24 protein-coding genes are annotated in these 25309 nt (G+C 49.5%); 13 read left to right on the forward strand and 11 right to left on the reverse strand.

The window, feature by feature from the left end:
- Positions 1–294 precede the first annotated feature (294 nt).
- From OGX98_RS19630 to OGX98_RS19640, 3 genes are all read left to right on the forward strand, one after another.
- Entirely contained in the window at positions 295–570 is a 276-nt protein-coding gene (locus OGX98_RS19630) for a metal/formaldehyde-sensitive transcriptional repressor (protein ID WP_045443410.1), read from the forward strand.
- Positions 571–603: 33 nt separating this feature from the next.
- On the forward strand, positions 604–1722 hold the full coding sequence (locus OGX98_RS19635; RefSeq protein WP_045443407.1) for an S-(hydroxymethyl)glutathione dehydrogenase/class III alcohol dehydrogenase: 1119 nt from the start codon (positions 604–606) through the stop codon (positions 1720–1722).
- 169 nt (positions 1723–1891) lie between these two features.
- Complete coding sequence (locus OGX98_RS19640) at positions 1892–3577, forward strand: methyl-accepting chemotaxis protein (protein ID WP_286595804.1); 1686 nt, start codon at positions 1892–1894, stop codon at positions 3575–3577.
- A 48-nt stretch (positions 3578–3625) separates the two neighbouring features.
- Here the strand turns inward: OGX98_RS19640 and OGX98_RS19645 are convergent, their stop codons facing one another.
- The 7 genes from OGX98_RS19645 to OGX98_RS19675 form a co-directional block, all read right to left on the reverse strand.
- Positions 3626–4717, reverse strand: a complete 1092-nt coding sequence (locus tag OGX98_RS19645) for a fimbrial protein (protein WP_286595806.1) — start codon at positions 4715–4717, stop codon at positions 3626–3628.
- On the reverse strand, positions 4717–5310 hold the full coding sequence (locus OGX98_RS19650) for a fimbrial protein (protein WP_286595807.1): 594 nt from the start codon (positions 5308–5310) through the stop codon (positions 4717–4719). Before OGX98_RS19650 ends, OGX98_RS19645 begins: the two co-directional genes overlap by 1 nt.
- Positions 5311–5318: 8 nt before the next feature.
- On the reverse strand, positions 5319–5879 hold the full coding sequence (locus tag OGX98_RS19655) for a fimbrial protein (protein WP_048221400.1): 561 nt from the start codon (positions 5877–5879) through the stop codon (positions 5319–5321).
- A 2-nt stretch (positions 5880–5881) separates the two neighbouring features.
- Complete coding sequence (locus OGX98_RS19660; protein WP_286595808.1) at positions 5882–8461, reverse strand: outer membrane usher protein; 2580 nt, start codon at positions 8459–8461, stop codon at positions 5882–5884.
- Between the two features lie 17 nt (positions 8462–8478).
- Entirely contained in the window at positions 8479–9201 is a 723-nt protein-coding gene (locus tag OGX98_RS19665) for a fimbrial chaperone (protein ID WP_075261772.1), read from the reverse strand.
- 74 nt (positions 9202–9275) lie between these two features.
- The gene (locus OGX98_RS19670; RefSeq protein ID WP_048221402.1) at positions 9276–9830 is read right to left on the reverse strand and encodes a fimbrial protein; all 555 of its coding nucleotides are present in this window, start codon (positions 9828–9830) and stop codon (positions 9276–9278) included.
- Positions 9831–10171: 341 nt separating this feature from the next.
- Positions 10172–11095 (reverse strand): LysR substrate-binding domain-containing protein, encoded by a 924-nt coding sequence (locus OGX98_RS19675; RefSeq protein ID WP_286595886.1) that lies wholly within the window; start codon positions 11093–11095, stop codon positions 10172–10174.
- A 224-nt stretch (positions 11096–11319) separates the two neighbouring features.
- Here OGX98_RS19675 and OGX98_RS19680 point away from each other — a divergent pair, with 224 nt between their 5' ends.
- The 4 genes from OGX98_RS19680 (at position 11320) to OGX98_RS19695 (ending at position 15927) form a co-directional block, all read left to right on the forward strand.
- Positions 11320–12222 (forward strand): manganese-dependent inorganic pyrophosphatase, encoded by a 903-nt coding sequence (locus tag OGX98_RS19680; RefSeq protein ID WP_286595809.1) that lies wholly within the window; start codon positions 11320–11322, stop codon positions 12220–12222.
- Positions 12223–12343: 121 nt separating this feature from the next.
- Entirely contained in the window at positions 12344–13687 is a 1344-nt protein-coding gene (gene hglS, locus OGX98_RS19685) for a 2-oxoadipate dioxygenase/decarboxylase HglS (RefSeq protein WP_286595810.1), read from the forward strand.
- A gap of 193 nt (positions 13688–13880) precedes the next feature.
- On the forward strand, positions 13881–15536 hold the full coding sequence (locus tag OGX98_RS19690) for a glucan biosynthesis protein D (RefSeq protein ID WP_075261773.1): 1656 nt from the start codon (positions 13881–13883) through the stop codon (positions 15534–15536).
- 166 nt (positions 15537–15702) lie between these two features.
- Positions 15703–15927: an HP1242/YdcH family protein gene (locus OGX98_RS19695; protein WP_045443368.1), complete on the forward strand. Its 225-nt coding sequence runs from the start codon at positions 15703–15705 to the stop codon at positions 15925–15927.
- Positions 15928–15993: 66 nt separating this feature from the next.
- On the opposite strand, the gene alr is transcribed toward OGX98_RS19695, so the two are convergent.
- Entirely contained in the window at positions 15994–17220 is a 1227-nt protein-coding gene (alr, locus tag OGX98_RS19700) for an alanine racemase (RefSeq protein WP_045443365.1), read from the reverse strand.
- A 221-nt stretch (positions 17221–17441) separates the two neighbouring features.
- On the opposite strand from alr, the gene rimL reads away from it, so the two are divergent.
- On the forward strand, positions 17442–17987 hold the full coding sequence (rimL, locus tag OGX98_RS19705) for a 50S ribosomal protein L7/L12-serine acetyltransferase (protein WP_045443362.1): 546 nt from the start codon (positions 17442–17444) through the stop codon (positions 17985–17987).
- On the opposite strand, the gene ydcK is transcribed toward rimL, so the two are convergent.
- Positions 17979–18959, reverse strand: a complete 981-nt coding sequence (gene ydcK, locus OGX98_RS19710; RefSeq protein ID WP_286595812.1) for a YdcK family protein — start codon at positions 18957–18959, stop codon at positions 17979–17981. The two genes, rimL and ydcK, sit on opposite strands and share 9 nt — an antisense overlap.
- A gap of 114 nt (positions 18960–19073) precedes the next feature.
- Here ydcK and tehA point away from each other — a divergent pair, with 114 nt between their 5' ends.
- The 3 genes from tehA to OGX98_RS19725 all read left to right on the forward strand — a co-directional run bounded on the left by tehA (position 19074) and on the right by OGX98_RS19725 (position 21505).
- Positions 19074–20075 (forward strand): dicarboxylate transporter/tellurite-resistance protein TehA, encoded by a 1002-nt coding sequence (gene tehA, locus OGX98_RS19715; protein ID WP_045443348.1) that lies wholly within the window; start codon positions 19074–19076, stop codon positions 20073–20075.
- Positions 20075–20671 carry a tellurite resistance methyltransferase TehB gene (gene tehB / locus OGX98_RS19720; RefSeq protein WP_045443345.1) on the forward strand — a complete coding sequence of 199 codons (597 nt, stop codon included), beginning with the start codon at positions 20075–20077 and terminating at the stop codon, positions 20669–20671. Before tehA ends, tehB begins: the two co-directional genes overlap by 1 nt.
- A 159-nt stretch (positions 20672–20830) precedes the next feature.
- On the forward strand, positions 20831–21505 hold the full coding sequence (locus tag OGX98_RS19725) for a DUF3313 domain-containing protein (protein WP_045443332.1): 675 nt from the start codon (positions 20831–20833) through the stop codon (positions 21503–21505).
- 41 nt (positions 21506–21546) lie between these two features.
- On the opposite strand, the gene OGX98_RS19730 is transcribed toward OGX98_RS19725, so the two are convergent.
- Positions 21547–22455 (reverse strand): DMT family transporter, encoded by a 909-nt coding sequence (locus OGX98_RS19730; RefSeq protein ID WP_286595813.1) that lies wholly within the window; start codon positions 22453–22455, stop codon positions 21547–21549.
- Between the two features lie 190 nt (positions 22456–22645).
- On the opposite strand from OGX98_RS19730, the gene OGX98_RS19735 reads away from it, so the two are divergent.
- Positions 22646–23515, forward strand: a complete 870-nt coding sequence (locus OGX98_RS19735) for a helix-turn-helix domain-containing protein (protein ID WP_045443327.1) — start codon at positions 22646–22648, stop codon at positions 23513–23515.
- Here OGX98_RS19735 and OGX98_RS19740 read toward each other — a convergent pair.
- The gene (locus OGX98_RS19740) at positions 23498–24664 is read right to left on the reverse strand and encodes a benzoate/H(+) symporter BenE family transporter (RefSeq protein WP_286595815.1); all 1167 of its coding nucleotides are present in this window, start codon (positions 24662–24664) and stop codon (positions 23498–23500) included. The two genes, OGX98_RS19735 and OGX98_RS19740, sit on opposite strands and share 18 nt — an antisense overlap.
- 104 nt (positions 24665–24768) lie before the next feature.
- Here OGX98_RS19740 and OGX98_RS19745 point away from each other — a divergent pair, with 104 nt between their 5' ends.
- Complete coding sequence (locus tag OGX98_RS19745; RefSeq protein WP_045443321.1) at positions 24769–25305, forward strand: helix-turn-helix domain-containing protein; 537 nt, start codon at positions 24769–24771, stop codon at positions 25303–25305.
- The last annotated feature ends 4 nt before the right edge of the window (positions 25306–25309 follow it).

The raw sequence follows: 25309 nt of genomic DNA on the forward strand, positions 1-25309 counted from the left end.
ATGACGCTATTTGAAATAACATATAGATAACATTTTTCCTGTTAATTTGCGGCAGCTCACAAATACGATTTTTGGGCTGCCAAAATCATTTTCCCCCTCAAGCTCACCTCTGCTGATTGACAGTTTATTTTCGTCTGAATTTGTGTGTCAGCAATAATATTGCGTTAGTAAGTCTTGCCATTAATCAACTCCAGGTGCAATTGTTGGTAAGCTATTAATATTAAATTGATTATATTTTTTACAAAAATGTTAAATGCATGGTAGTATACCCCCCTATAGTATACAGGAGGGCGTATGCCGCATTCCCCGGAAGATAAAAAACGTATTCTTACTCGCGTACGTCGTATTCGTGGTCAGGTTGATGCACTTGAACGCGCGCTGGAGTCCGGCGAACCGTGTCTGGCTATCCTGCAACAAATTGCCGCTGTACGCGGCGCGTCCAATGGCCTGATGGGCGAAATGGTCGAAATTCACCTGAAAGATGAGCTGGTCAGTGGTGAGACAACCCCGGACCAGCGAGCCATTCGCATGGCTGAAATCGGCCATCTTCTTCGCGCTTATCTAAAATAAACACCATCACCTCGCAATAATGGGAAGAGACAGATGAAATCACGTGCAGCAGTAGCATTTGGCCCCGGCCAACCGTTGAAAATTGTTGAGATAGACGTCGCCCCGCCAAAGAAAGGGGAAGTGCTGGTTAAAATTACCCATACCGGCGTCTGCCATACTGACGCTTTTACGCTCTCTGGCGACGATCCGGAAGGTGTGTTCCCGGCGGTACTTGGCCATGAAGGTGGCGGTATTGTGGTTGAGGTGGGAGAAGGCGTCAGCAGCCTGAAACCGGGCGATCATGTGATCCCTCTGTACACCGCAGAATGCGGTGAGTGTAAGTTCTGTAAGTCCGGTAAAACCAATCTGTGTCAGGCCGTCCGCGCCACTCAGGGTAAGGGGTTGATGCCGGACGGTACGACTCGTTTCTCTTATAACGGCCAGCCGATTTATCACTACATGGGAACCAGTACATTCAGCGAATACACCGTGTGCGCAGAGATATCCCTGGCGAAGGTAAACCCAGAAGCACCACTGGACAAAGTGTGCCTGTTGGGATGTGGCGTCACAACCGGGATCGGGGCGGTACATAATACGGCGAAAGTCAAAGAAGGTGACACCGTTGCGGTATTTGGTCTGGGCGGTATTGGCCTCGCGGTTATTCAGGGTGCAGTTCAGGCAAAAGCCGGGCGCATTTTAGCGGTTGATACCAACCCTGAGAAATTCAAACTGGCAGGTGAAATGGGCGCGACCGATTTCGTCAACCCAAATGATTACGAGAAACCCGTTCAGGACGTGATTGTCGAACTGACTGATGGTGGCGTGGACTTCAGCTTTGAATGTATCGGCAACGTTAACGTAATGCGCGCTGCGCTGGAATGCTGTCATAAAGGGTGGGGCGAAAGCATCATCATTGGTGTGGCCGGTGCCGGTCAAGAGATCAAAACGCGTCCGTTTCAGCTGGTTACCGGTCGCGTCTGGCGCGGTTCGGCGTTTGGTGGCGTGAAGGGGCGTACACAGCTTCCAGGAATGGTCGAAGACGCGATGAGCGGGAAAATTCAGCTCGATCCCTTTATTACGCATCGTTTGCCGCTGGAGCAGATTAACGAAGCGTTCGATTTAATGCATCAGGGCAAGTCTATCCGCACCGTGATCCACTTTGGTGATAACTGATTCATTAGCCAGCGGATCCTTTCGCTGGCACTTTCCTGAATTTCTTTGAATTATGTTGTGAAAGTGTGATGAATGTTGCGCTTTTTACGGTAATCAAACTTCTTGAATTGCCGATGACTATCTAATGGGCGTGTTTTCACGCATTAACCCTACAAGAGAGTCGACGGTCATGGACAACACTAAATCGATGCAAGCCCAGTATAAACTGGGCTTTCTGCATCAAATCCGACTGGTTCCGCTGTTTTCCTCCATTCTCGGTGGCATCCTTCTGCTGTTCGCTTTAAGTTCCGGATTAGCAGCTTATTTCCTTATGCAGGCCGATCGCGATCAGCGTGATGTAACGAATGAAATTCAGGTCAGGATGGGGTTATCTAACAGTTCGAACCATTTACGTACTGCGCGTATCAACATGATCCATGCGGGCGCGGCAAGCCGCATTGCTGAAATGGATGACATGAAAGCCAATATTGCAGACGCGGAAAAACGGATTAAGCAATCGCAGGATGGTTTTAAGGCTTATATGTCTCGCGCGGTGAAAACACCAGCCGATGAGGCACTGGATGTAGAGCTGGGCACTAGCTTCAAGGCCTATATCGACGGCCTGCAACCTATGTTGAAATACGCTAAAAACGGGATGTTTGAAGCCATTATCAACCATGAAAATGAGCAGGCCAGACCGCTGGATTCCGCTTACAACAAAGTACTGTTGAAAGCCATTGAGCTTCGTACCGCCAGGGCCAACTTGCTCAGTGAGCAGGCCCATCAGCGTACTCAACTTGGCATGGCATTTATGCTCGGTGCATTTGTACTGGCGCTGGCACTGACAGTAATGACGTTTATTGTCCTGCGCCGTACCGTCATTCATCCTCTGTTGCGTGCTGCTCAGCGAATCGAGCAGATATCAACGGGCGATCTCACGATGCAGGATGAACCCACCGGACGTAGTGAAATTGGGCGTTTAAGCCATCATCTGCAAAAAATGCAACGTTCGCTGGTACAAACGGTAGGTACGGTGCGTCAGGGGGCTGAGGAAATCTACCGCGGCACCAGTGAAATATCGGCGGGAAATACTGACCTGTCATCACGAACTGAAGAGCAGGCTGCAGCCATAGAAGAGACGGCGGCCAGCATGGAAGAACTGACGGCTACGGTGAAACAGAATGCCGATAACGCACACCATGCCAGCAAACTGGCGGAAGATGCCTCAGGTAAAGCCAGCCGTGGCGGGCAAATGGTCTCTGGCGTAGTGAAAACCATGGGTAATATTTCGACCAGCTCGAAGAAAATCTCTGAGATTACCGCTGTGATTAACAGCATTGCCTTCCAGACCAATATTCTGGCGTTGAATGCGGCGGTCGAAGCCGCGCGGGCGGGCGAGCAGGGACGTGGCTTTGCGGTGGTGGCCAGCGAAGTGCGCACGCTGGCGAGTCGTAGCGCCCAGGCGGCAAAAGAGATTGAGGGATTGATCAGCGAATCCGTTCGCTTGATAGACCAGGGCTCTGGCGAGGTAGTGGCTGCTGGTAACACCATGACGGATATTGTCGATGCGGTTAAACGTGTGACGGATATTATGCTGGAAATCGCGGCGGCTTCCGACGAACAAAGTCGCGGTATTGTGCAGGTGAGTCAGGCAATTTCAGAGATGGATAAGGTGACTCAGCAAAATGCCTCGTTGGTCGAAGAAGCGTCGGCCGCAGCGGCATCACTGGAAGAACAGGCGGCGCGTTTAACAGAAGCGGTTGGTACATTTCGGTTACAGGGGAGTGTGATTAAACCGACTTTTTCAGCAGCGACGCCGGTTTATTCATCACCCAGCACAGTGAAGGCAGGTATGGATAACTGGGAAACGTTCTAATCAGTATAAAATCCGGTAATGCGACACTGCGCATTACCGGATTTACCGTTACCTGTACGTTGCGCCAATGATGCCGCTTGCGCTGAAGGCTCCGGGCTTATAATTATCACAGGTTTTTTTGTTATCTGAAGTGCAGGTGAGTAGGGCTGCCATGGGAATATCTTTCGATGTAATAAAATCGCCGAAATTAATAGAGACTTCAGAGTTACTGTCATTGGCGGAAAGATAGGTTCGTGACGAACCGTGTTCGTATGAGATAGCTATGCCACGCCCGCCAGCCGCCCACCACCCGGAGGCGGCGTCGATAGTGTTAGCGAGGATCCCTAATCCTTTATTGTCATAGGCGGATTTTGTTGATGTCAGCTTCAGGGTAAGCCCAGAGGTATTTACGCAGCCGCTATTTTTCAGGGTAAAGGTTTTGCGCGGGCTGTCATTGCCAACATCACCGAAATCAATGGTGGTTGGTGAGGCTGTAAAATTGCAGGTTGGGGTTTCGAATTTAACGGTAAACGATGTGCTGTTGACGTTAATTTTCAGCTTTTCTTTGTCACCTTCATCAAGCGAACCGGCACGAAATGTTCCAATTAAGCCATTTTGAATGGGGTGGGCATCGCCCACAGCGGTAACTCTACCGTATTGCCAGATCTCAATCGTTGCGATGATATCACGATCGGTAGCATCTTTTTGATAATCGAACAGGCGCGTTTCTGTTGTTTCTGGGGGCAAATAAGCTTTTATATTGGCACCTGCGGTACTAATTCGTACGGAATAATATATCCCTGGGATATTTGTCGGCCAAAATGCCCTGTTGTGTTCTCCATAAGGACTGGATTTAACGCCTGCCGCATTTGAAGCCTCCGACCATCCATACCAGTCCGCCCCATCATTACCGGTGCCACACTCAAGCTTACCAATCTTAACATCCTGGAGTTCCCCTAAACTAGTGAGCCTGGTATTTGTAGGGTTGAAACTACGCACTTTCAATGTGCCTGCACTGAGAATTTGAGCTTGATTATCCGGGTGGAAACTACATTCAAAAGCCTGAACGTAATTTATCAGAACACTTAATCCCCATAGCCCCGCAGAAAAAAATAGACGTCTGGCCGTTGAACGTTTATGCATTGAATTGTGATTATTCATTATTTATAACTCACGCTGATTTTTACCTGGCTTAACACCCCGCCAGGTGTGACCGGTTTTGCCGGATTAATGATTTGATAACGCGCCTGAAACGTATATTCGGAATATGACGATTCAGAACCGATATACCGGGTGAAGTTAACCGCTGACGTGTTGTCTTTATTCAGCACATTGGTACTTTCATAAAAAACGACTACACCGATATTTTCCGCCGCAGACGTTGCCTTTACCCTGCCTGTTGGCCCGGTATATTCATTGGGGAATATTTGATTACCGCTAAGCTGAGCTTTCTGTGGTTGAAAACTGAGTATCAACGTTTTTTCAGCTGAGCCGGAATCGCAGCGCGCTTTCACCTGCAGCGGTTTGGTAGCAACATTGCCCGGAGATGTTGCACTCAGCCCCGCCCAGTTACCACCGGCAGAAAACGCATTGATATTCAGATCGCCTAAATCAACATCAGAAGCGGTAATATCACAGGTTCCGGATACAATCTCGGCCTTTAGGGTTAATGTATTGGTTCTGTTATTGACATCCGACCATGATGGAGAGGACATCAGCAGCAAAAATACCAGCGTATATTTTTTTACTGTCATGTTCGCGCCTACTGATAAATCGTGGTAAAGGTCAACGTACCGTTAAAAATTCCTGTTTTAACCGTCGTTGACGAGGATGCTGGCCGTAAAACTAATGTTAAAGGGAGTTTTGCGTTAGTGCGTTCAGTACTGCTCCAGGTTATTTTTTCATTATTATTAGGATCAAGTGGAATTGCAGTGTTTAAATCGCTGGTACGATACAACACGGCAGCAACGCCCACTTCCCCACCTTTTAATTCGGTAGAGTATCCACTCCATGAAGCACTGGCCTTGGGTAACGTTTGTATCCAGTTCAGCGTTTGTTTGACCGTAGAACCTGAGCTAGTGATATAACAGTCGTTATACTGCAAAGAAAAATCTTTCCGCGTATTACTGCCCTGAGCCTCTATCTGCGACATCGTTAATGCGCCAAAATCAAGAGTCTGATTCACGGTGGTGTTTGAACCCACCGCAATACTGATATTGCAGGTTGTGGTCTGCAAAGTAGCTCGAAAATTGACGGTCACATAAGAAACCGCTGAAACAAAAGGGCAATTAAGGATTAAACAGGCCAACAGAATATTACGCATTGTTATCTCCCTGACTCTGGCATCTGACAAATTAAGCTATCCAGATGAATTGATTTACCGATCATCACCGGAGATGGCGGAATGTGATAATCAACATGACAGCGGCTCTGGTTGTCATTTCCCCAGACCACGTTCAACCGCCCATTATTTTCAATCCCTCGCAAGAAGGCTCGCCCGGCTTGCCCTATCGCCCCAACCGACTTACCTTGTTCATTCAGTACATCCGCACCCAGCGGGATGAAGCTGTTATCGCTGCGGCGAAGAGTGACAAAGACCGACTGGCCTGCTTCGGTAGCAAAAGTTACTTTCACGACAGCGCCTTCACGAGGAACCACGGCAGCTGAGGTGTTTTTCACTTCCACATCGCTGGTCACCGTACTCAGATCGAGCCCCACGGTATTTTCTGCATACGGCGTCAGGCTGGTAGCGACGGCATAGCCAGCATGGTCGATTTCGCTATAGCCATTGGTAGTTGTAGCCCCGTCAGCCCCTTTAGCTTCAATCAAGGCAATGGCGGATTGGGTATCGACATTACCCGGTAACAGCGTTAAGCCGCCGCTGTGTAGCAACAACCCGCCATTATTATTTAGGGAATATTGCTGGTTGTGGTTTTTATCGACACTGGCAGAGAGGCTGGTGGTTCCTCGGGTTCCGTTGTAGGTGGAGTAGCCACTCACAGAATAGGTATCGTCGCTCCCGTTACTCTGGTTACCCATCGTACTGAGGCTGTAGTTCCATTTATTGTCTTTACTGTTTCCGCTGGCGGTGCTGGTAAAACCATTACTGTCGCTGAAATCGCTGTTCACGCCCATGCTCAAATTGGAAAAGAGCGGTTGCTGCCTGTCGTTACCGTTGCCGAAAGGAATATTGAAACCAACATACAGGCTATCGTTTTCTTCTCCCCATTCGTCGTAACTGCGCTGTAACGATACGTTCCAGGATATTGAACCGAAGGTGTTGCTGTAGCCGATGGAGTACTGTGATGTGTTGCCGGTTCCCCCCCAGTAGCTGATCCAGCTACCGCTGAGATAGAACGACCCGTAGTCTTCGTTGTTGACGGTCAGAGGTTGGTTGACGTTAACCTGAAACTCATTTTTTGAGTGGAGATAATTGTTGCGATACGCGTTGTCAGAGCTGAGATCGTTTTCGTCAGCGTAATTGGCAATGCTATTCTGTAATGAGAGTGTATCGTTTAGCGAGAGGTAATCTTTGGTGCTGTAGCGATACGCGGTTAAGCTGAAGTTCGTATTGGTAGTGTCCAGAACATTGCTGTAAGTCAGCCGATAGCTCTCGCCTTGTAAATCGCCAACATCGTCCAGGGAGGCTCGGGAATGGATAGCGTCAAAGGCTATCGCCCCTAGCCGGGTATTGAGCGCCATCCCCAGCATACCGGCCTGATAATCACTTTCCATGACCTGAAGGCCACCATACAGGGTGAAGATGTCACTCAGACCATAATTCCCGTTGCCGGTGATGACCCACGGCGTGTCATTACTGTAATCATTGTCAATGGTACCGGTGGCGAAATCCCAGTCGACTTCGCCTTTGGTCATCAACTGTGCGACAGACGCGTAAGGTACGGAAAAAAAGCGCTTCGAACCATCGGCTTCTTCAACCGTTACATCCAGGTCAGCACCGTTGATTGCCACATAGTAATCTTTCAGCGCAAACGGCCCCGGCGGTACGGTCGTTTCATAGATAATACGTGATTGCTGGCGCACCGTGATTTTGGCATTACTGTTTGCCACGCCATTGATCACCGGAACATAACGACCATCCCGGGGATCCATGCGTTCATCGTTATAGAGATGAACCCCTTTTATGCTCACGCTATCCAGCGCTTCGCTGATCGAGGTGACCTGACCCATTTCCAGCTGCGCCCGAATGGGCGGTAGGTCACGCTGCAAATAGAGATCGTAATTATCCCATGAGGCAGTATCGTCGTTAGCCCAGTTCAGTGCGCCGCTGGAACGTAAACGCCAGGCCCCCAGGTTAATGCCGTATCCTAATCCGAGGTAGCCAGTGTCGGACGTATCACTTTCATTTTCGCTATGATAGCCACTAAAGTTCCAGGTCAGTAACGCTGCTGGTATGCCGGAATCCCAACGCGCAGGGTTCACATAACCGACCGGATGGCTCACTAAAAAAAGCTGAGGAACTGTGAGCATCAAGACTTGTGAATTAGGATCGTAACTGATGCTGGAAGACGGGTAGTAGTCAGCCAGTACATAGCACTGTGCGTCGCCCTCTGTTGCTGCCGGTAGCCGGGAAATATCAATACTGGCCTCTTCCAGAAGCGTTCGCGTTAAACAGGGCGTCGCATTTGGCGTGTTATTTTCGATAAATTGAACGGCGGTGGTCTGTTGTGCCTTGCCATTAATCGATACGGAGACGGTATATGTCCCGGCTTTTACCGGGTTGCCATGCGCGTATTGAGCAACGTTAATCGTCGATTTGTTCCCGGCATTACCGAAAATAAAATCGTCGTTGAATTCAATATAGTTTTCATCAGCAAAAACTGACTTACAAAACCCGAACAGGATGAAGGTAGAAGCAGTAATTAGGCGTGTCGAAGTCTGCATTAATGCTATCCCTGCGTTTACTTTTTGGTGGCTTCCACATTGCCGCCGTAGTCATTGACGGCAGTCCATGAAATGGTATCCATCTGAGTTGATGTCAGTGATTTCACCGCATAGCGAGCGCTGGAAAACGGTGCGACCATATCAGGTTCAATGTTGTACTTTTTACCCCCGGAGGTGATCGTAGCGCCCACCAGAGAGACAAAATAAGGGGAGTCGTTTTTTGCCGTCGCCCAAACTTGTTTTTCTTGATTGGCCAGGCTCCATTGCAGGTGTTGAATGGCTTCGGCAGGTGAGCCGGGAAGGGAAATCGGGCGATAAAATACCTTGATGCGTGTTTTAAGCGCTATCTGCAGTTGATTTGATTTATCTGCATCTTTATTTTTTTTCGGGATCTCAAGCGCGTTAAACCAGTAAACGCTTTCGCGATCGGTCGGTAAAGGTTGCCCATCCCAGTTTAAACGTACGGTAAGACCCTGTTTTGGATCGACCCGGCTAACAGGAGGGGAGGCAATAAACGGCACATTTAATGCCTGTGGATCGACGTCTTCATGTCCGTCATCTAACCAGGACTGGATTAATAGCGGCTGTTGCCCCTGATTAACCATTTTGATTAATGCCTCTTTGGCATCTGAAGGGTAGATAACCCGGGTGGCATTAATAACAATACTGGCCGTTGATGGAGCGCTAAATGAAATAAATGTTGTAAATATAATTACGGTAAATGTGTTTTTAATCGGCATGTTATTTATTTCTGCGTATAGACTCTGTAGCCCCAGTTGAGCGGGAGCTACAGAGAACATATTAAGATAACTAATTAAGGGTAGGTCGTTGTAAACGTTGTATTCGCTTTAACTGAACCTATGGTTGGTGTGCCAGTACCTGAATATATATAACCTACTGTATAGTTAAATGCGGCACCATTGGTTGCACTGTAGGTTGCTTCGGATTGCGGTAATGCGGATTTAAAGTCGATGATGGTATTGGTTGCGGTATCCTGAACCCGGAAACCTGCATCTTTATCGCCAGAAAGGTCGGTGTTTAACAGTGCCTGAGTGGTGCTGTTATAATTACCGGTCGTTGAGAATTGGCCTTTTACTTTCCCACCGTCGACTACCGATGCAGCGCAATTTTTGACGGTTATACCGAAGCTGGCTTTCTGGGCCGGGGTGCTGGTGGCTGCTTTCATAGACGGCACAGTAATATCATCGAGTTTAATCTCTTTGGATGTGCCTGCCCCATCAATGCTGACGTCGCAGGTTGATGTTGTAATATTTCCCGCGAAATCAATGTTTGCTAAGTCAGCAGCCTGAGCTTGCGTGGTAATACCTGCAACCAGAATGGCTGCAGCACTTAAAAAGCAAAGTTTCATTTTATTTTCCTTAACGGTGTTTTCCCAAGGGGCGATAATTACATAATGGGTATTAATTGGGGAATGATATTTTCTTGTTTAAATTGATTTTGGGATTTTATTTAGGGTGTTTTGCTAACAAGTGTGGTTCAACATTGATAAAATGTATTGAATCACGGAGTGAGGTAAATTTTATCTGTGCTTGCAAGCGCTGTTTTATATTTTTTTGAAAAGGTGCATTATGTAGTAGGTTTTATTATCTATCTAGCAGGGCTGAATAATGAATTATTGATTTTGATATTCCTTATAATTATAGATGAAGGGCCAGACCCATGAAAGAATGAGTCTGACGAGGTAGTAGATTACAGCGGCATAGTTTTGCGAATGGCGTTAATAAAAGTTTGCGCCGTGCTGGAAAGAGGTGTGTCGATGCGAGTCAGTATGCCGATCGGTTCACCTGCACCCTGGGCTGGAACTGGTAAAGAAACCAGAGCTGCCTGGCGCAGGTCTTCACGTACTGCGCCGGAAGGTACAAACCATACATAGTCGTAATCAACCGTCAATTGGCGGGACAGTGAAGCTGACAACGTTTCGATACAGCCAGACGGCATTTTACAACCCTGGCTTTGTAGTAAGGCTTCTGCATGTTGCCTGGGGGCAGTACCTTTTGGTGAGATCACGACTGGCCACTCCATTACCCGACTCAATGTAATGGTTTCCTGTAATAGCGGATGGTTAGGGCGCACCACCAGTTTCAATGACTCAAGAAATAATAATTCGTAGTTCAGGCCGCTCATCAATTCTGGGTCGGCCATACGGCCAATACCGAGATCGATTTCCCCTGATTTTAAACTTGCCAGTATCATGGGGTTACTCATCGTGGCAACCTGCAGTGTGGTCTCCATTTGCTGTTTATGGAACTGACCGATTACGGTGGGCAGAATGCCCAGCGCAGCAGTAGGCAGCGCGCCAATACGGACAACATCATTTTGCGCTTCTTCTCTTTGGTTTAACGCCTGACCCGCAGTATTGAGCGCATCAAGCACTCTTACCGCATGGGTAAGAAACTGTTCGCCGGGTACCGTTAGCTGCGCGCCCAGACGACCGCGTTCAAAGAGTCTGGCTCCGGTCAGTTGCTCCAGTTCGTTGAGTGTTTTGGAGAGGGCCGGTTGACTCAGGTTGAGGGTTTCAGCTGCGCGCCCCAAAGTCCCCTGTTGTGCAACGGCTACAAAAGTATGAAGGTGGCGCAATCGAATGCGCTGATTGAACAGACCATTTTTTTCCATAAGCGATGTTAAAAACAGAGTCGTATCGGTGACAAGTGAAGTTGTTTGTTTTTGATAACCTGATAGCAAAATATTATTAACATTTATCATGTTTTAATTACAACTGATTTATTTTGCTTATGTTTTGTACAGCCAGGCCAGCAATATGGTAGGGGGCGTTACCAGTCGTTATACTTTGCCTGTCATTCGTTTCCACGACATTCCTCATCATAAGGCACTGATTAATGATACATGTAATAGGGCACCTTAACCCCGATAGCGATGCAATTTGCACCGCTACAATGGCCGCTCGCTGGCTCACTTTACGCGGTCAGCAAGCAACGGCATGGCGAGCGGGGGAAGCTAACCGTGAAACGCAATTTATTTTTAAGCATGCAGGACTGGCGCTGCCAGAACTGTTGACCTTTCCTCTGACCGATCAGGATGTCTGGCTGGTCGATTTTACTGAACCCGCGCAGGGGCCAGATTCGCTTCCAGAGAGTAATGTTGTCGGGATCATCGACCATCACCGTCTCGGTGGATTAATCACTCGTTTGCCGCCGGAAGTCTGGGTGAAGCCCGTAGGCAGTAGCGCGACGCTGTTGTGGCAGTTGATGACGGATGATGTACGTAGTCAACTTTCTCCAGCAGAGGCTATTTTGCTGTTAGGTGCAGTGCTGAGTGACACTGTCACGCTGCGTTCACCAACGACTACGCCCGACGATCGTCTGGCAGTGGAGGCTCTTACTCATAAGGCGGGGATTGATCTGGAGGCGTTCAGCCGTGATCTGCTGTCTGCCAAAACCAGCGTGGAAGGGATGAGTGCCCGGCAACTTCTCAATAAAGATATTAAAACGTTCAAAATTCATGGGCATCAGGTCTGTGTGGCGCAACTCGAGCTGTATTCACTAGACCAGGTTGACGCAGTGCTGGACGAGCTTCGCCAGGAAATGGTTCGCTACGCAGAGGAAAATCATGCTGCACTGGTCGTTCTGATGCTGACCGATATTAATCTGGGCGATACCAGTCTGTGGTTTGCCGGAACCGAACTTTCAGATGTGCCGCAACCCTGCAAGGTGGAAGGGATGTTAAGTCGTAAAAAACAGATGCTACCGTGGCTGGAAAAACACTTAAAACCGCGTCAGTAAGTTCCGTTAATCGTCGATGTGGGTGGGGGAATTTATGCGGGATCACACTTTGTAAATTCTTCCCACCGGACTGACTGGCGTTCTCTACACTCCAGGTAATATTCACTGGAGGCATGACATTATGGCGAACACCATCACGGCAGATGAGATTCGGGAACAATTTTCGCAGGCAATGTCAGCAATGTACCAGCAGGAAGTCCCGCAGTATGGCACGTTGCTGGAACTTGTCGCTGATGTGAATCTGGCTGTTCTGGAAAATAATCCAACGCTACATGAAAAACTGGCGAATGCGGATGAGTTAGCGCGACTTAACGTCGAGCGCCATGGCGCTATTCGGGTGGGGACTGCACAGGAACTCTCCACACTGCGGCGAATGTTTGCCATTATGGGCATGTATCCCGTTAGCTATTACGATCTCTCTCAGGCCGGCGTTCCCGTTCATTCCACAGCGTTTCGCCCCATTGACGACGCATCTCTTTCGTGCAATCCGTTTCGGGTATTTACTTCATTATTACGGCTCGAATTAATCGAAAATGTAGCGTTGCGTCAAAGGGCTGCAGAGATCCTCGCGAAGCGCGATATTTTTACTCGCCGTTGTCACGAACTTCTGGATGAATTTGATGCCCAGGGTGCTTTCACGCCAGCACAGGCACGGGAGTTTGTGCATGAAGCACTGGAAACATTCCGTTGGCATCAGCATGCCACGGTTGACGAAGAGACCTATCACGCGCTGCATAACGAACACCGGCTGATCGCCGACGTGGTGTGTTTCCCCGGTTGCCACATAAATCACCTGACGCCGCGTACGTTAGATATTGACCGCGTACAATCGATGATGCCGGAATGCGGTATTGAACCGAAAATTCTCATCGAAGGACCTCCGCGTCGTGATGTGCCCATTTTGCTGCGCCAGACCAGCTTCAAAGCGCTGGAGGAAGCGGTGCTGTTTGCCGGGGAAATGCGCGGGACCCACACGGCGCGCTTTGGTGAGATCGAACAACGTGGCGTAGCGCTGACGCCAAAAGGCAGGCAGTTATATGACGAACTCCTGAATAAAGCGGGAACGGGGAAAGATAACCTGACGCATCAGTTACATCTTCAGGAAGTGTTCAAGGCTTTCCCTGACAGCGAATTTCTACTGCGACAGCAAGGGCTGGCCTGGTTCCGCTATCGATTAACGCCATCGGGTGAGGCGCATCGTCAGGCAATTCGACCAGAGGACGATCCTCAGCCACTAATCGAGCGTGGCTGGTTGGTGGCCCAACCTATTACTTACGAGGATTTTTTACCGGTCAGCGCTGCGGGAATATTCCAGTCTAATCTGGGCAATGAAACACAAGCGCGTACGCACGGCAACGCCAGTCGGGATGCGTTTGAGCAGGCGCTTGGTTGCGCAGTTTACGATGAGTTTGCGCTATATCGGGAGGCAGAAGAACGAAGCAAACGGCGATGTGGTTTGCTCTGATGGGATTTACACGGGTTTCAGTCTGTTCTCATCGACATAAAATATTTTCGATTTTGTACAGATAATCGGCGACCAACAATTGGATTATTAATGAATTTTGTCTAGAGTGAGCGGTCAGAAATCTGCACTCTCTTGCCGCTGATTAAGACCGGCGCGGGACCATTTACACGACCAGAAGGACTCACTTTCAGGCATGAATCGTAGACGATTTATTAAAGGTTCAATGGCAATGGCCGCCGTGTGCGGAACCAGTGGTATTGCATCACTCTTCTCCCGCGCCGCTTATGCGGCAGAAACTGACATTGCTGACGGAAAAACCGTACGTTTCGATTTTTCCGTTCTGCAGTCGATGGCTCATGATTTAGCGCAAAAACCGTGGGGTGGCGCACCGCGTGCATTACCTGACACGCTGGCTAAACTGACGCCTCAGGCTTACAACAGCATTCAGTATGACGCAGAGCAGTCTCTGTGGAATAACGTTGAAAATCGTCAGCTCGACGCGCAGTTCTTCCATGTAGGAATGGGCTTCCGTCGCCGTGTACGCATGTTCTCGGTCGATGGTAGTACACATATGGCGCGTGAGATTCACTTCCGCCCTGAGCTGTTCAAATACAATGATGCGGGTGTCGATACTAAACAGCTGGAAGGGCAAACTGACCTTGGCTTCGCGGGCTTCCGCGTGTTTAAAGCACCAGAACTGGCCCGTCGCGACGTGGTCTCTTTCCTGGGCGCCAGCTATTTCCGCGCTGTGGATGACACCTATCAGTACGGTTTGTCGGCGCGCGGTCTGGCGGTCGATACTTATACCGACACCAAAGAAGAGTTTCCTGACTTCACCGCTTTCTGGTTCGAAACGGTTAAACCGGGAGCAACCTCATTTACCGTTTATGCTCTGCTTGATAGCCCAAGCGTGACCGGTGCGTTTAAGTTCGTGATCCACTGTGAGAAGACACAGGTGATCATGGATGTGCAGAATCACATCTATGCCCGTAAAGACATCAAGCAACTCGGTATTGCGCCGATGACCAGTATGTTTAGCTGCGGCAATAATGAACGTCGGATGTGCGACACCATTCACCCACAAATTCATGACTCCGATCGTCTGGCGATGTGGCGGGGCAATGGCGAGTGGATCTGCCGTCCACTGAATAACCCGCAAAAGTTGCAGTTCAATGCCTACACCGATAACAACCCGAGAGGGTTCGGGCTGCTGCAACTTGATCGTGATTTTTCACACTATCAGGACATCATGGGTTGGTACAATAAGCGCCCGAGCCTGTGGGTAGAACCGCGCAACCAGTGGGGTAAGGGCACCATTGGACTCATGGAGATCCCGACCACGGGTGAAACGCTGGATAACGTTGTCTGTTTCTGGCAGCCGGATAAATCGATCAAAGCTGGTGACGATCTGGAGTTCAAATATCGTCTTTACTGGAGTGCTCAACCACCTGTGCGCTCACCGCTGGCGCGCGTACTGGCTACCCGCACCGGTATGGGTGGATTCCCGGAAGGATGGGCGCCGGGCGAACATTACCCGGAAAAATGGGCGCGTCGTTTTGCCATTGATTTCGTTGGTGGAGATCTGAAAGCCGCTGCACCGAAGGGGATTGAACCGGTCATTACGCTCTCCAGTGGGGAAGCAAAACAAATTGAGATCCTCTACGTTGAGCCAATTGATGGCTATCGCATTCAGTTTGACTGGTATCCGACATCTGACTCAACCGACCCGGTAGACATGCGTATGTTCCTGCGTTGTCAGGGGGATGCTATCAGCGAAACCTGGCTGTATCAGTATTTCCCGCCTGCTGCGGATAAACGTCAGTACGTTGACGACCGCGAAATGCGCTAATTGCGTGCCCAGTGGCTCTCCTGATGGGGAGCCATATCTGTCATCTCTCCCAAAACCGTCTGTTCACTATTTACTCGATCCTGTTCTCATTTTTCCCTGGTTTAACCAGGTAAGCTGAGGGTGTGTATTTGTTGTACACGTTCTTGACCACTAACAGGGAGAAAGTATGTTTCCAGAATACAGAGACCTTATTTCCCGACTGAAAACCGAGAACCCTCGCTTTCTGTCTTTATTCGAAAAACACAACAGCCTTGATCATGAAATTTCCAGACTGGAAGGTTCGGATGGTCGGGGATACAGTTTGGATATTGTTCGCCTGAAGAAACAGAAACTCCACTTGAAGGAAGACCTGCTCAAAATTTTGCAAAAAGAGAGTGTCAGTGAGGGCTAAATAGAGCTGCTCCGCTGTGTAAAAGGGCTTTCCGCAAGAATGGGAAGCCCTTCCTGTTTGTGGGGCTTAGTCGACAAGTACGCGTTTGTTTGTCGCACCCCAGAGAATCGACATTTCAGTGAACAGCGCGCCGCTAATTTCTTCAACTTCCTCAGCGCTAACCTGCGCATTCCCTTGTTTGCCAAATAACACCACTTCATCACCTGAAGCAACCTGTGGCAGATCGGTCACATCGACAATCAGCGTATTCATCGAGGTTTTGCCTAACACAGGTACCCGCTGGCCGCGGATCAGAACATGTCCTGCGTTACTGAATACGCGGCGGTAACCATCTGCATAACCCGCCGGGATATTGGCGAGCACGGAATTGCGTTTGAGGGTATACGTTCGGTCATACCCAACGGTATTTCCTTTCGGGTAATGGTTGACTGAAGCAATTGCAGATTTAAAGGTCATCACACGTTTATATTCAGTGCTGGCGATGGTATCGCCATAAAAAATTCCGCCGACACGCACCATATCCAACCACGACTCGGGAACAGTCAGCGTGGCGAAGGTATTAGCGACATGCAACGTAACTTCTTCGCGCTTAAGCCCGGTGATTTTGAGGACCTGTGCGGATTGTGAGTTGAAACGGGCCAGATCGCGTTTAACCACCGCAGCATCTTCTTCCGGGAAATGCGACATGAGCCCAACAATTTTCAGGCCCGGTAAGGCTGAAATTGCGCGAGCCTCTTCCAGTCCCGCCGCCGTACTGACTTCCAGACCATTGCGTGACATACCGCCAGAGTTCAGTGCCAGATGAATACGGATGGTTTTTCCTTTCTCCCGGGCAATGGCACTCAGGCGCTTAGCCATATCCAGGTTGCCTATCAACTCTTCGGTATCAAAATCTGCCGCCTGCCGCATCTCTTTTTCTGTTGCGTTTCGAACGCGCATGAGCTGCGATTTAAATCCTGACTGGCGGACGGTGCTGATTTCCTCATTGCTCGCGACGCCTATACATTGAACACCATTTTGCATCATTATTGGGGTCACTAACGAGAGGTCATGCCCGTAAGCATCTCCTTTCAGGATGGCGCACATGCGGGTTTTATCACCCAGCAGTTGCTGAACTTTGTGAACGTTATATTCCAGCGCGCTACGAGAAATTTCCAGAGTGGTATTATCCACGACCAGTTGCTTACTTACCGCATAGGGAACGGGGCTCGCCTGTGTATCAGTGGCGGGCTGGTGACAGGCGGTAATCAGTAACAGCGGGATCAGTGCTAAACGGCCCAAAGGTGCTGCCATGCTTGCTCCTTAGCAAAATAGTAGAGGTGTTGTTGTCATCATTACGGCTCCCCCTCGGCGGGGAGATGCCCGAAGAAATAGAGTAGCGGGTTATGCGCGGTATATTGTCTCTAAGTGATTGCTGTAACAGCATAAAAAAGTGTTATTCAAGGTGGTAATCAGATTAATATCAGCTGGTGCCAGTCAGAAATGCCCCTTTAACGATCGCAAAGGAGATATACATGCCGGAAATTATTAGCGTCAGTGAAACGCTGGAACTGCGTGCAGTAGAAGAACAACATGTTACGCCATTACATCAACTGGTGGTTAAAAATAAGGCATGGCTCCAGCAGTCGCTGAACTGGCCGCAGTTTGTTGGTTCTGAGGAGGACACGCGTAAGAACGTGCAGGGGAACATGATGTTACATCAACGCGGCTACGCCAAAATGTTCCTTATTTTTGAGCATGAAGATGTGGTGGGCGTTATCTCGTTTAATCAGGTAGAACCGCTGAACAAAGCCGCTTATATCGGTTACTGGCTGGATGAAGCTCATCAGGGGCAGGGTATTATGTCCCGGGCGTTACAGGCCTTTATTCACCACTATGCACAACGCGGAGAGATCCGACGTTTTACCATTAAATGCCGGGTGAATAACCCCGAGAGCAATCGGGTGGCGCAACGTAACGGCTTCTCGCTGGAAGGTTGTATGAAACAGGCCGAGTTTCTTAATGGTGTGTACCATGATGTTAATCTCTATGCCCGAATCATCGACAACGCCTCAGAGTAAGCCAGCCAGGGGCGTGCGCGTAATACGCTGTTCGCCGTTGATAACCTTAGGCCCGCGCAGATGAATAGCATTACCATCAAACGCCTCGACGTGGGCCTGCCCGTTAATTTCAACGCGATGTTCAATGAGCACTTCTCCCCGGATGCGGACATGGCCTTCAATAAGTATGTTGTCATCGAGCAGGATCGGGCCACCGCGTAGTTCGGCATGACCGCCGACCAGCACGTGGTGTTTCAGAACGCAGTTACCCTCAACCAATGCGTGCTCTGCCACTTGTGAGCTGTAGCGCAACGTCGGAATAGCATCTTCATCAACTCCGGCTAGTATGCGGGCGTGTCCGTACACTTTCGCACAATCGCAAATCCAGACATTATTTTCCTCATTGCCTTTTATAAGCGCAAATTCAAACACTTCAGCACGGTGTTCAATAAACGCGTAGCTGACACTGGCTTCGCCATAGATCTGCGCCTGATGTACAACTCGAGAATTGCTGAGGGTAGCGCGGTCGTAGATTTGCAGTATCTGGTCGCTTTCACGGGTTAATCCTTTGGCCGCGATAATTTCACAGTGACACTCAATGCATGCATCGCCGGACAGCAGACACTCTCCCTGAACGAGAGAATCTTTAACTGTGACGTTGTCACGTATTTGTGCGCCGTGGCTTATCTCAGCGCGATCGATCCAGACTTCATCACCAATCTGTACGCCATCTCTGATAATGCTTTCCTGCGTAATACGGGCATTTCCTGAGATCGCCGCACCGGAGAACGCCAGCGCATTTTCATCGTAAATCCAGCAATTGCCGCTCTGTGCCAGTACGTTTTCATCGTCAATCCAGCCGCCTCGCGTCCCGGCTTTAACGTCATTAAAGTCAATAAGGGCGATAATCTGGCGTAGCAATACACTTTTTTTGTTGCCATTATCCTGATAACTGAAGGAGCGTGGCTCATCACTTAGGCAGTATTTGGTCATAGCCTCATTTCCATGTTGCGCACTTTAGTTAAACGTAGCAAAGTTTTCCACGCTGGCTAAACCGCCAGAAATTCCATAAAATGCATTTCAAATATACTTTAAAAAATAAACAAAATGAGTAACAACAAAGAGAGTGATCGGATCCTCAATCTTCCGGCCGGTTATTTTGGGATGGTACTGGGCATCATAGGTATGGGGTTTGCGTGGCGATATGCCAGCCAGATATGGTCGGTCGGCCACTGGGTCGGCGATGGTCTGGTGATCCTCGCGATGATTATTTGGGGTCTGTTGACGCTGGCATTTCTTACCCGCCTGGTGCGATTCCCGCACAGTGTGCTGGCAGAAATTCGCCATCCGGTGATGAGCAGCTTTGTCAGTCTTTTCCCTGCCACAACGATGCTGGTCGCAATTGGCTTTGTCCCCTGGTATCGTCCATTAGCCGTGGGATTGTTCAGTATCGGCGTGGTGATTCAGTTATTGTACGCAGCCTGGCAAACGGCAGGGCTTTGGAGAGGTTCGCATCCAGAGGAAGCAACAACGCCGGGGTTATATTTGCCGACCGTGGCCAATAACTTTATCAGCGCCATGGCCTGCGGTGCGTTGGGTTTCAACGATGCCGGATTGGTATTTTTGGGGGCAGGCGTCTTCTCATGGTTAAGCCTTGAACCTGTTATCCTGCAACGTCTACGTAGTTCAGGCGAACTACCTGCTGTATTACGCACTTCACTGGGTATTCAACTGGCGCCTGCACTGGTCGCCTGTAGCGCCTGGCTCAGCGTCAATGGCGGTGAAGGCGATACGCTGGCCAAAATGTTATTTGGCTATGGCCTGCTGCAGCTTCTTTTCATGTTACGCCTGATGCCGTGGTATTTGTCCCAGCCATTTAATGCCTCTTTCTGGAGTTTCTCGTTCGGCGTGTCAGCGCTGGCGACGACGGGGCTGCATTTAGGGCACAGCAGTGAGTCTGGTTTTTTTCATACTCTGGCGATCCCTCTGTTTATTTTTACCAATTTTATCATTGCACTATTACTGGTACGTACGTTTGTATTGCTGATGCAGGGAAAACTGCTCATCCGCACGGAGCGTGCTGCATTACTGAAATCTGAGGATAAATAATGACCCTTTGCGACGAAAACTACTTTACGGAAAAATATGATTTAACCCGCACGCATTCCGATGTTGTTGAAGCGGCAAAAATTGTTGCGCCAGGCAAAACGTTAGATCTGGGCTGCGGCAATGGTCGCAACAGCCTCTACCTGGCGGCAAACGGCTACGACGTTACCGCATGGGATAAAAATCCCATGAGCATTGCTAATCTGGAGCGCATCAAGGCTGCTGAAGGGTTGAACAATCTGCAAGCGAAGGTTGTGGATCTTAATGCGCTGAGCTTTGACGGCGAATACGACTTTATTCTTTCTACCGTTGTGATGATGTTCCTGGAAGCGAAAACAATCCCAGGGCTTATCGAAAATATGCAGCGTTGTACTAAACCTGGCGGATATAACCTGATCGTCGCAGCAATGGACACTGATGATTTCCCTTGCACCGTCGGTTTCCCGTTTGCGTTTAAAGAAGGTGAATTACGCCGTTATTACAATGGTTGGGATCTGCTGAAATATAACGAAGATGTGGGTGAACTTCACCGCACAGATGAAAACGGCAATCGCATTAAACTGCGCTTTGCGACAATGCTGGCGCGTAAGACGGCCTGACCCTCCTGGTAAGATAACTCTCTCTGCGGGCAGCATTTTTTTATCGTGCTGACCGCAGAAATAAAAATGTGTGACGCTTACCATTTTTAGTACATCCAAAATGAATCCGTTTTGCTATCCTTTTTTATGCATCATTGCGAAAACTAAAGGGATCGTTTCATGCGTACTCAAACTTTATTTAAAGTTGCAGTGCTTACCGGTTTGTTGGCGTTATCTGGCTGTGCGTCAAAAGTGACGCAGCCGGATAAATACTCTGGGTTTTTAAAAGATTATTCTGGCCTGAAGGAAACTAAATCAGCAACCGGACAACCGGTACTCCGTTGGGTTGACCCAAACTTCAATGAATCCAAATACGACAATATCGTTTATAACCCGATAACGTATTATCCGATTCCTAAGCCCACCACACAGGTAGGTCAGCAGGTTCTTGATAAGTTGCTGACCTATACCAACACTCAAATGAAGACCGCTATTGCTAAACGTAAACCTCTGGTTACGACCCCAGGTCCGCGTAGCCTGATTTTCCGTGGGGCGATCACAGGTGTAGCAACCAGTAAAGAAGGGCTGCAATTCTATGAAGTGGTCCCGGTTGCGCTGGTCGTAGCAGGTACTCAAATGGTAACAGGGCACCGCACAATGGATACTCACCTCTATTTCGAGGGTGAGTTGATCGATGCGGCGACCAATAAGCCAGTGATTAGAGTTGTACGTCAGGGTGAAGGTAAAGACCTGAACAACGAAAGCACGCCAATGGCGTTCGAAACGTTGAAAAAAGTTGTTGATGACATGGCGACAGACGCCTCAATGTTTGACGTGAACAGCAACAAAAAATAATGATGAACGCACCATCTGCAACAAGCAGATGGTGCCTTTTTCTATGCCGTACGGCGACGGTAAAATAACTTACCAACCAGAGCCTCAGGTCGTGCAAACATCACCAGATTCCCCAGTAAAATCAGCACTAACCCGGCAATCGCATTGAGCTGCCAGACATACCCCTCATACAATGTAGACAGCGTGAGCGCCACCAATGGGAAAAGCAATGTGCTGTATGCTGCCTTACTGGGACCAATGCGTCCGACCAGCGTGAAATAGGCGCCGAAGGCAATCACTGAACCAAAAATCGCCAGATACAACAGTGCGCTGAGATAGCTGAAAGTCCACTGCGGCGTGAAGTTATCACCACGCACCACAGCAATCGCCGCAATCAATAATGTGCCATACAGCATTGCCCAACTGTTGGTGGTCAGGATCTCGAGCCCTTTTTTCTGATGGCGCATGCTGATCATATTGCCCAGTGAGAAACCAAAGGTCCCCAGAGCACTTAAGCCAATTCCCAACAACAGTGAATGATTAAACCCGCTGTTGACCAAATCTTGCCAGAACAGCGTGACGATACCCGTTAACCCCAGAGTTGCTGCAATATAGAAGCGTACCGGCGGTTTTTGACCAAAAAATACGAAGCTATTTATCGCATTGAACAGCACGGCCATGGAGAAAATAACCGATTCCAGCCCTGTATTGATCCAGGCAGCAGCGGTGTAAAAACACCAGAAGTTGAAGCAAAAAACGCATCCTCCCTGCAACAGACAAAACAGATGATCGCGACCGGAAAGCTTGCGTAGTCTGCCACTCATCAGCAGGAGCAATATCATCACTACGCTGGCGACGGCAAAACGCCAGAAGATGGAGACGGGCGCAGGAACCGGACCTTGCTGCAGGTAAATTGCAATCCATGTGGTTCCCCATATCACCACGACCAGACAGTACAACAGTGCGTTCATACGACTCCCTCTCTCTTTTTTTTATTCAGAAATACACTGTGTCATGACATCAGTCAGGGGGCTTTCATCTGTTTGCGCGGGACTTGCATAATCTTGCGCTTTTTTTGCCGCAAGCGTGAAAAGGAGGCTGTTAACGACATATAGCTGAGATAGACTGAAAAGCCTGCTAACTTCTTTTGAATGTGATGGTATGTCTCAGCCCTACGATGCCTTTGAAAACTTACGCAAACATAATGCCGTGTTGCATGAATCGGTTGCGTTACATTCAGGGATCCAACTGGCGGCCTGGTCGAACAAACGCGACACCATCACACAATATTGCGATCACCATACGCTCAGTTTGTATGTCGCCGATGGCTACGAGAGCTATCACAAGACGGCGGGGGGCTGGAAGAACGGTGGCGGCCCGGACCGTTTCTGTCTGATGCCGAAAGAGAGCGAGTCGAGTTGGGACATCCGTGATGCCCTGTCGTTTGTTCATCTCTACTGTACGGACGCACATTTACGTGAAGTGGGTGAGAAAGTCTGGGACAAAAGTCCATATAGTTTCACACTGGATGAGCATACATTTGGTAGCGACCCCGGGATCACCGCAGTTTACCGCCAGTTTTTGCTCGGAAATGACTGGCAGCAACCCGCCAATCATCTCACGCTCAGCGCTGCATCCTCGCTTTTATTAACGCACCTGATCCAGCATTACAGCAATGTACAATGGCGGGCACCGGCGGTCACGGGAGGTCTTGCTCCCGTCACATTGCGAAACGTACTGGCCTATATTGAGGCACATCTTGCTTACCCGATAACCCTGAGCGATCTGGCAGGCGAAGCGGCGTTAAGTGATTTTCACTTTGCCAGAATGTTTCGTCAGTCAATGAACATGGCACCGCACCAGTACGTTATGCAGCGTCGAATGACGCTGGCGCAACAACTGGTCTGCTATTCTTCACGCAGTTTGTCGGATATTGCGATGGCCTGTGGATTCAGTTCGGCAAGCCATTTCAGTAACCGGTTTAAACAGGTTACGGGTAAGACGCCATCGCAGTTACGCGCGGCGCGCTAATCTCAGCACCGCATAGCACAACCCACCGGCAACTAATCCCCAGAATGCAGAGCCAATCCCCAATAGCGTTAACCCACTGGCGGTAACCAGAAAAGTGATGATGGCGGCATCCCGTTCCGTTTCATTATGTAATGCCCGGTACAGACTGCCGCTAATGGTCCCCAACAGCGCCAGACCAGCCAACATCTGGATCCAGCTAACGGGCAGGGCTGTCATTAACCCACTGACTGAACCGCCAAATATCCCCGCCAGCAAATAGAATACGCCAGCAGCGGCAGCGGCTAACCAGCGTCGCTGTGCGTCAGGGTGTGCTTCGGGACTTTGGCAAATCGCAGCGGTGATGGCGGCTATACAAATGGAATAGACACCAAAAGGGGAAAACAACAGTGCCAGCAGGCCGGTGAAAACAATCAGCGGTGAAACAGGCAATGGGTAGCCGGAAGCCTTCATGGTGGCGATACCAGGAGCATTTTGCGATGCCATCGTCACCAGAAATAGCGGTATCGCAACGCTGATGCTGTAGGCAAAGGAAAAATGAGGAGCAATAAACTCAGGTACTACCGGCGACAGGCTTACACTATTTGTGACAATGTCACCTTTAATCAGAGCAATGACGATACCCACCAGCATCGCGGCGATAACCGTATAACGTGGGGCCAGGACTTTTAAGACCAGCCACGCCAGCAGCATACTGCCGCACAGAACCCACTCACTATTGAGACTGGCGAATGCCTGCAATCCAAAACGTAGCAGGATCCCGGCCAGCATAGCCGACGCCAGAGAGTGTGGGATAATTTTCATCAGACGGGCGAACAGCCCGGTTACGCCGCACAGCACAATTAGCGCATTAGCGACAATAAAAACGCCGATCGCGTCCTGAATTGTTAAGCCTTGCAGACCGGTGACCAGCAGTGCCGCGCCAGGTGTTGACCAGGCAGTCAATACCGGAGCGCGATACCATAGTGTCAGTACCAGCGTGCTAACGCCCATCGCGAGCCCAAGGGCTGTCATCCAGCCCGCGATTTGCGCGCTTGTCGCACCCGCAGACATTGCCGCTTGCCAGATAATAGCCGCCGAGCTGGCGTAGCCGACCAGAACGGCAACGAAACCGGATAAGACGGTGGGTAAAGGTATTGAAAGCGCGCGCATAAAGACTCCGTGTGCGTTATAACGGTCAGTCACTGTATCACTGTGCGTTATAGCGTACAAGTGGTAAGCTATTGTTTTGCAGAAGGGGATTAAGGGAGGAAAAAATGGACAATTTAACTCAATATCTGGCCACTACGCTCAGAACATTGCGCCACCAGCGAGAATGGAGCCTTTCTCGCCTGGCCGAGGAGACAGGCGTTTCAAAGGCAATGCTGGGGCAGATTGAACGTAATGAATCCAGCCCCACGGTGGCGACATTGTGGAAAATCGCGACTGGGCTGAACGTCCCATTTTCAACCTTTATTTCACCGCCAGAATCCGACGGCACGACCACATTCGATCCCGAACAACAGGCAATGGTGGTGACACCGCTTTTCCCGTGGGATCCACAACTTTGCTTTGACCATTTTTCGATCCTATTGGCTCCGGGGGCGCTGAGTGAATCTACCCCACATGAGACTGGCGTCATTGAGCATGTCGTAGTGATTAATGGCCTGCTCGATATGTACATTGAGGGGGCATGGCGAACATTAAAAGCCGGTGAGGGGGTGCGTTTTGCCGGAGATACTGCGCACAGTTATCGTAACAGCAGTGAACAGACGGTTCACTTTCATTCACTCATCCATTACCCGCGCAGTTAATCGG

Source organism: Citrobacter sp. Cm046 (assembly GCF_030333065.1).
In the GTDB taxonomy this organism is placed as follows: Bacteria; Pseudomonadota; Gammaproteobacteria; order Enterobacterales; family Enterobacteriaceae; genus Citrobacter; species Citrobacter murliniae.

What these genes read in the sequence shown, in the direction of transcription:
- OGX98_RS19630 (WP_045443410.1), top strand. Translation starts at nt 295, where the DNA reads ATGCCGCATTCCCCGGAAGATAAAAAACGTATTCTTACTCGCGTACGT.
- OGX98_RS19635 (WP_045443407.1), top strand. Translation starts at nt 604, where the DNA reads ATGAAATCACGTGCAGCAGTAGCATTTGGCCCCGGCCAACCGTTGAAA.
- OGX98_RS19640 (WP_286595804.1), top strand. Translation starts at nt 1,892, where the DNA reads ATGGACAACACTAAATCGATGCAAGCCCAGTATAAACTGGGCTTTCTG.
- OGX98_RS19645 (WP_286595806.1), bottom strand. Translation starts at nt 4,717, where the DNA reads ATGAATAATCACAATTCAATGCATAAACGTTCAACGGCCAGACGTCTA.
- OGX98_RS19650 (WP_286595807.1), bottom strand. Translation starts at nt 5,310, where the DNA reads ATGACAGTAAAAAAATATACGCTGGTATTTTTGCTGCTGATGTCCTCT.
- OGX98_RS19655 (WP_048221400.1), bottom strand. Translation starts at nt 5,879, where the DNA reads ATGCGTAATATTCTGTTGGCCTGTTTAATCCTTAATTGCCCTTTTGTT.
- OGX98_RS19660 (WP_286595808.1), bottom strand. Translation starts at nt 8,461, where the DNA reads ATGCAGACTTCGACACGCCTAATTACTGCTTCTACCTTCATCCTGTTC.
- OGX98_RS19665 (WP_075261772.1), bottom strand. Translation starts at nt 9,201, where the DNA reads ATGCCGATTAAAAACACATTTACCGTAATTATATTTACAACATTTATT.
- OGX98_RS19670 (WP_048221402.1), bottom strand. Translation starts at nt 9,830, where the DNA reads ATGAAACTTTGCTTTTTAAGTGCTGCAGCCATTCTGGTTGCAGGTATT.
- OGX98_RS19675 (WP_286595886.1), bottom strand. Translation starts at nt 11,095, where the DNA reads ATGGAAAAAAATGGTCTGTTCAATCAGCGCATTCGATTGCGCCACCTT.
- OGX98_RS19680 (WP_286595809.1), top strand. Translation starts at nt 11,320, where the DNA reads ATGATACATGTAATAGGGCACCTTAACCCCGATAGCGATGCAATTTGC.
- hglS (WP_286595810.1), top strand. Translation starts at nt 12,344, where the DNA reads ATGGCGAACACCATCACGGCAGATGAGATTCGGGAACAATTTTCGCAG.
- OGX98_RS19690 (WP_075261773.1), top strand. Translation starts at nt 13,881, where the DNA reads ATGAATCGTAGACGATTTATTAAAGGTTCAATGGCAATGGCCGCCGTG.
- OGX98_RS19695 (WP_045443368.1), top strand. Translation starts at nt 15,703, where the DNA reads ATGTTTCCAGAATACAGAGACCTTATTTCCCGACTGAAAACCGAGAAC.
- alr (WP_045443365.1), bottom strand. Translation starts at nt 17,220, where the DNA reads ATGGCAGCACCTTTGGGCCGTTTAGCACTGATCCCGCTGTTACTGATT.
- rimL (WP_045443362.1), top strand. Translation starts at nt 17,442, where the DNA reads ATGCCGGAAATTATTAGCGTCAGTGAAACGCTGGAACTGCGTGCAGTA.
- ydcK (WP_286595812.1), bottom strand. Translation starts at nt 18,959, where the DNA reads ATGACCAAATACTGCCTAAGTGATGAGCCACGCTCCTTCAGTTATCAG.
- tehA (WP_045443348.1), top strand. Translation starts at nt 19,074, where the DNA reads ATGAGTAACAACAAAGAGAGTGATCGGATCCTCAATCTTCCGGCCGGT.
- tehB (WP_045443345.1), top strand. Translation starts at nt 20,075, where the DNA reads ATGACCCTTTGCGACGAAAACTACTTTACGGAAAAATATGATTTAACC.
- OGX98_RS19725 (WP_045443332.1), top strand. Translation starts at nt 20,831, where the DNA reads ATGCGTACTCAAACTTTATTTAAAGTTGCAGTGCTTACCGGTTTGTTG.
- OGX98_RS19730 (WP_286595813.1), bottom strand. Translation starts at nt 22,455, where the DNA reads ATGAACGCACTGTTGTACTGTCTGGTCGTGGTGATATGGGGAACCACA.
- OGX98_RS19735 (WP_045443327.1), top strand. Translation starts at nt 22,646, where the DNA reads ATGTCTCAGCCCTACGATGCCTTTGAAAACTTACGCAAACATAATGCC.
- OGX98_RS19740 (WP_286595815.1), bottom strand. Translation starts at nt 24,664, where the DNA reads ATGCGCGCGCTTTCAATACCTTTACCCACCGTCTTATCCGGTTTCGTT.
- OGX98_RS19745 (WP_045443321.1), top strand. Translation starts at nt 24,769, where the DNA reads ATGGACAATTTAACTCAATATCTGGCCACTACGCTCAGAACATTGCGC.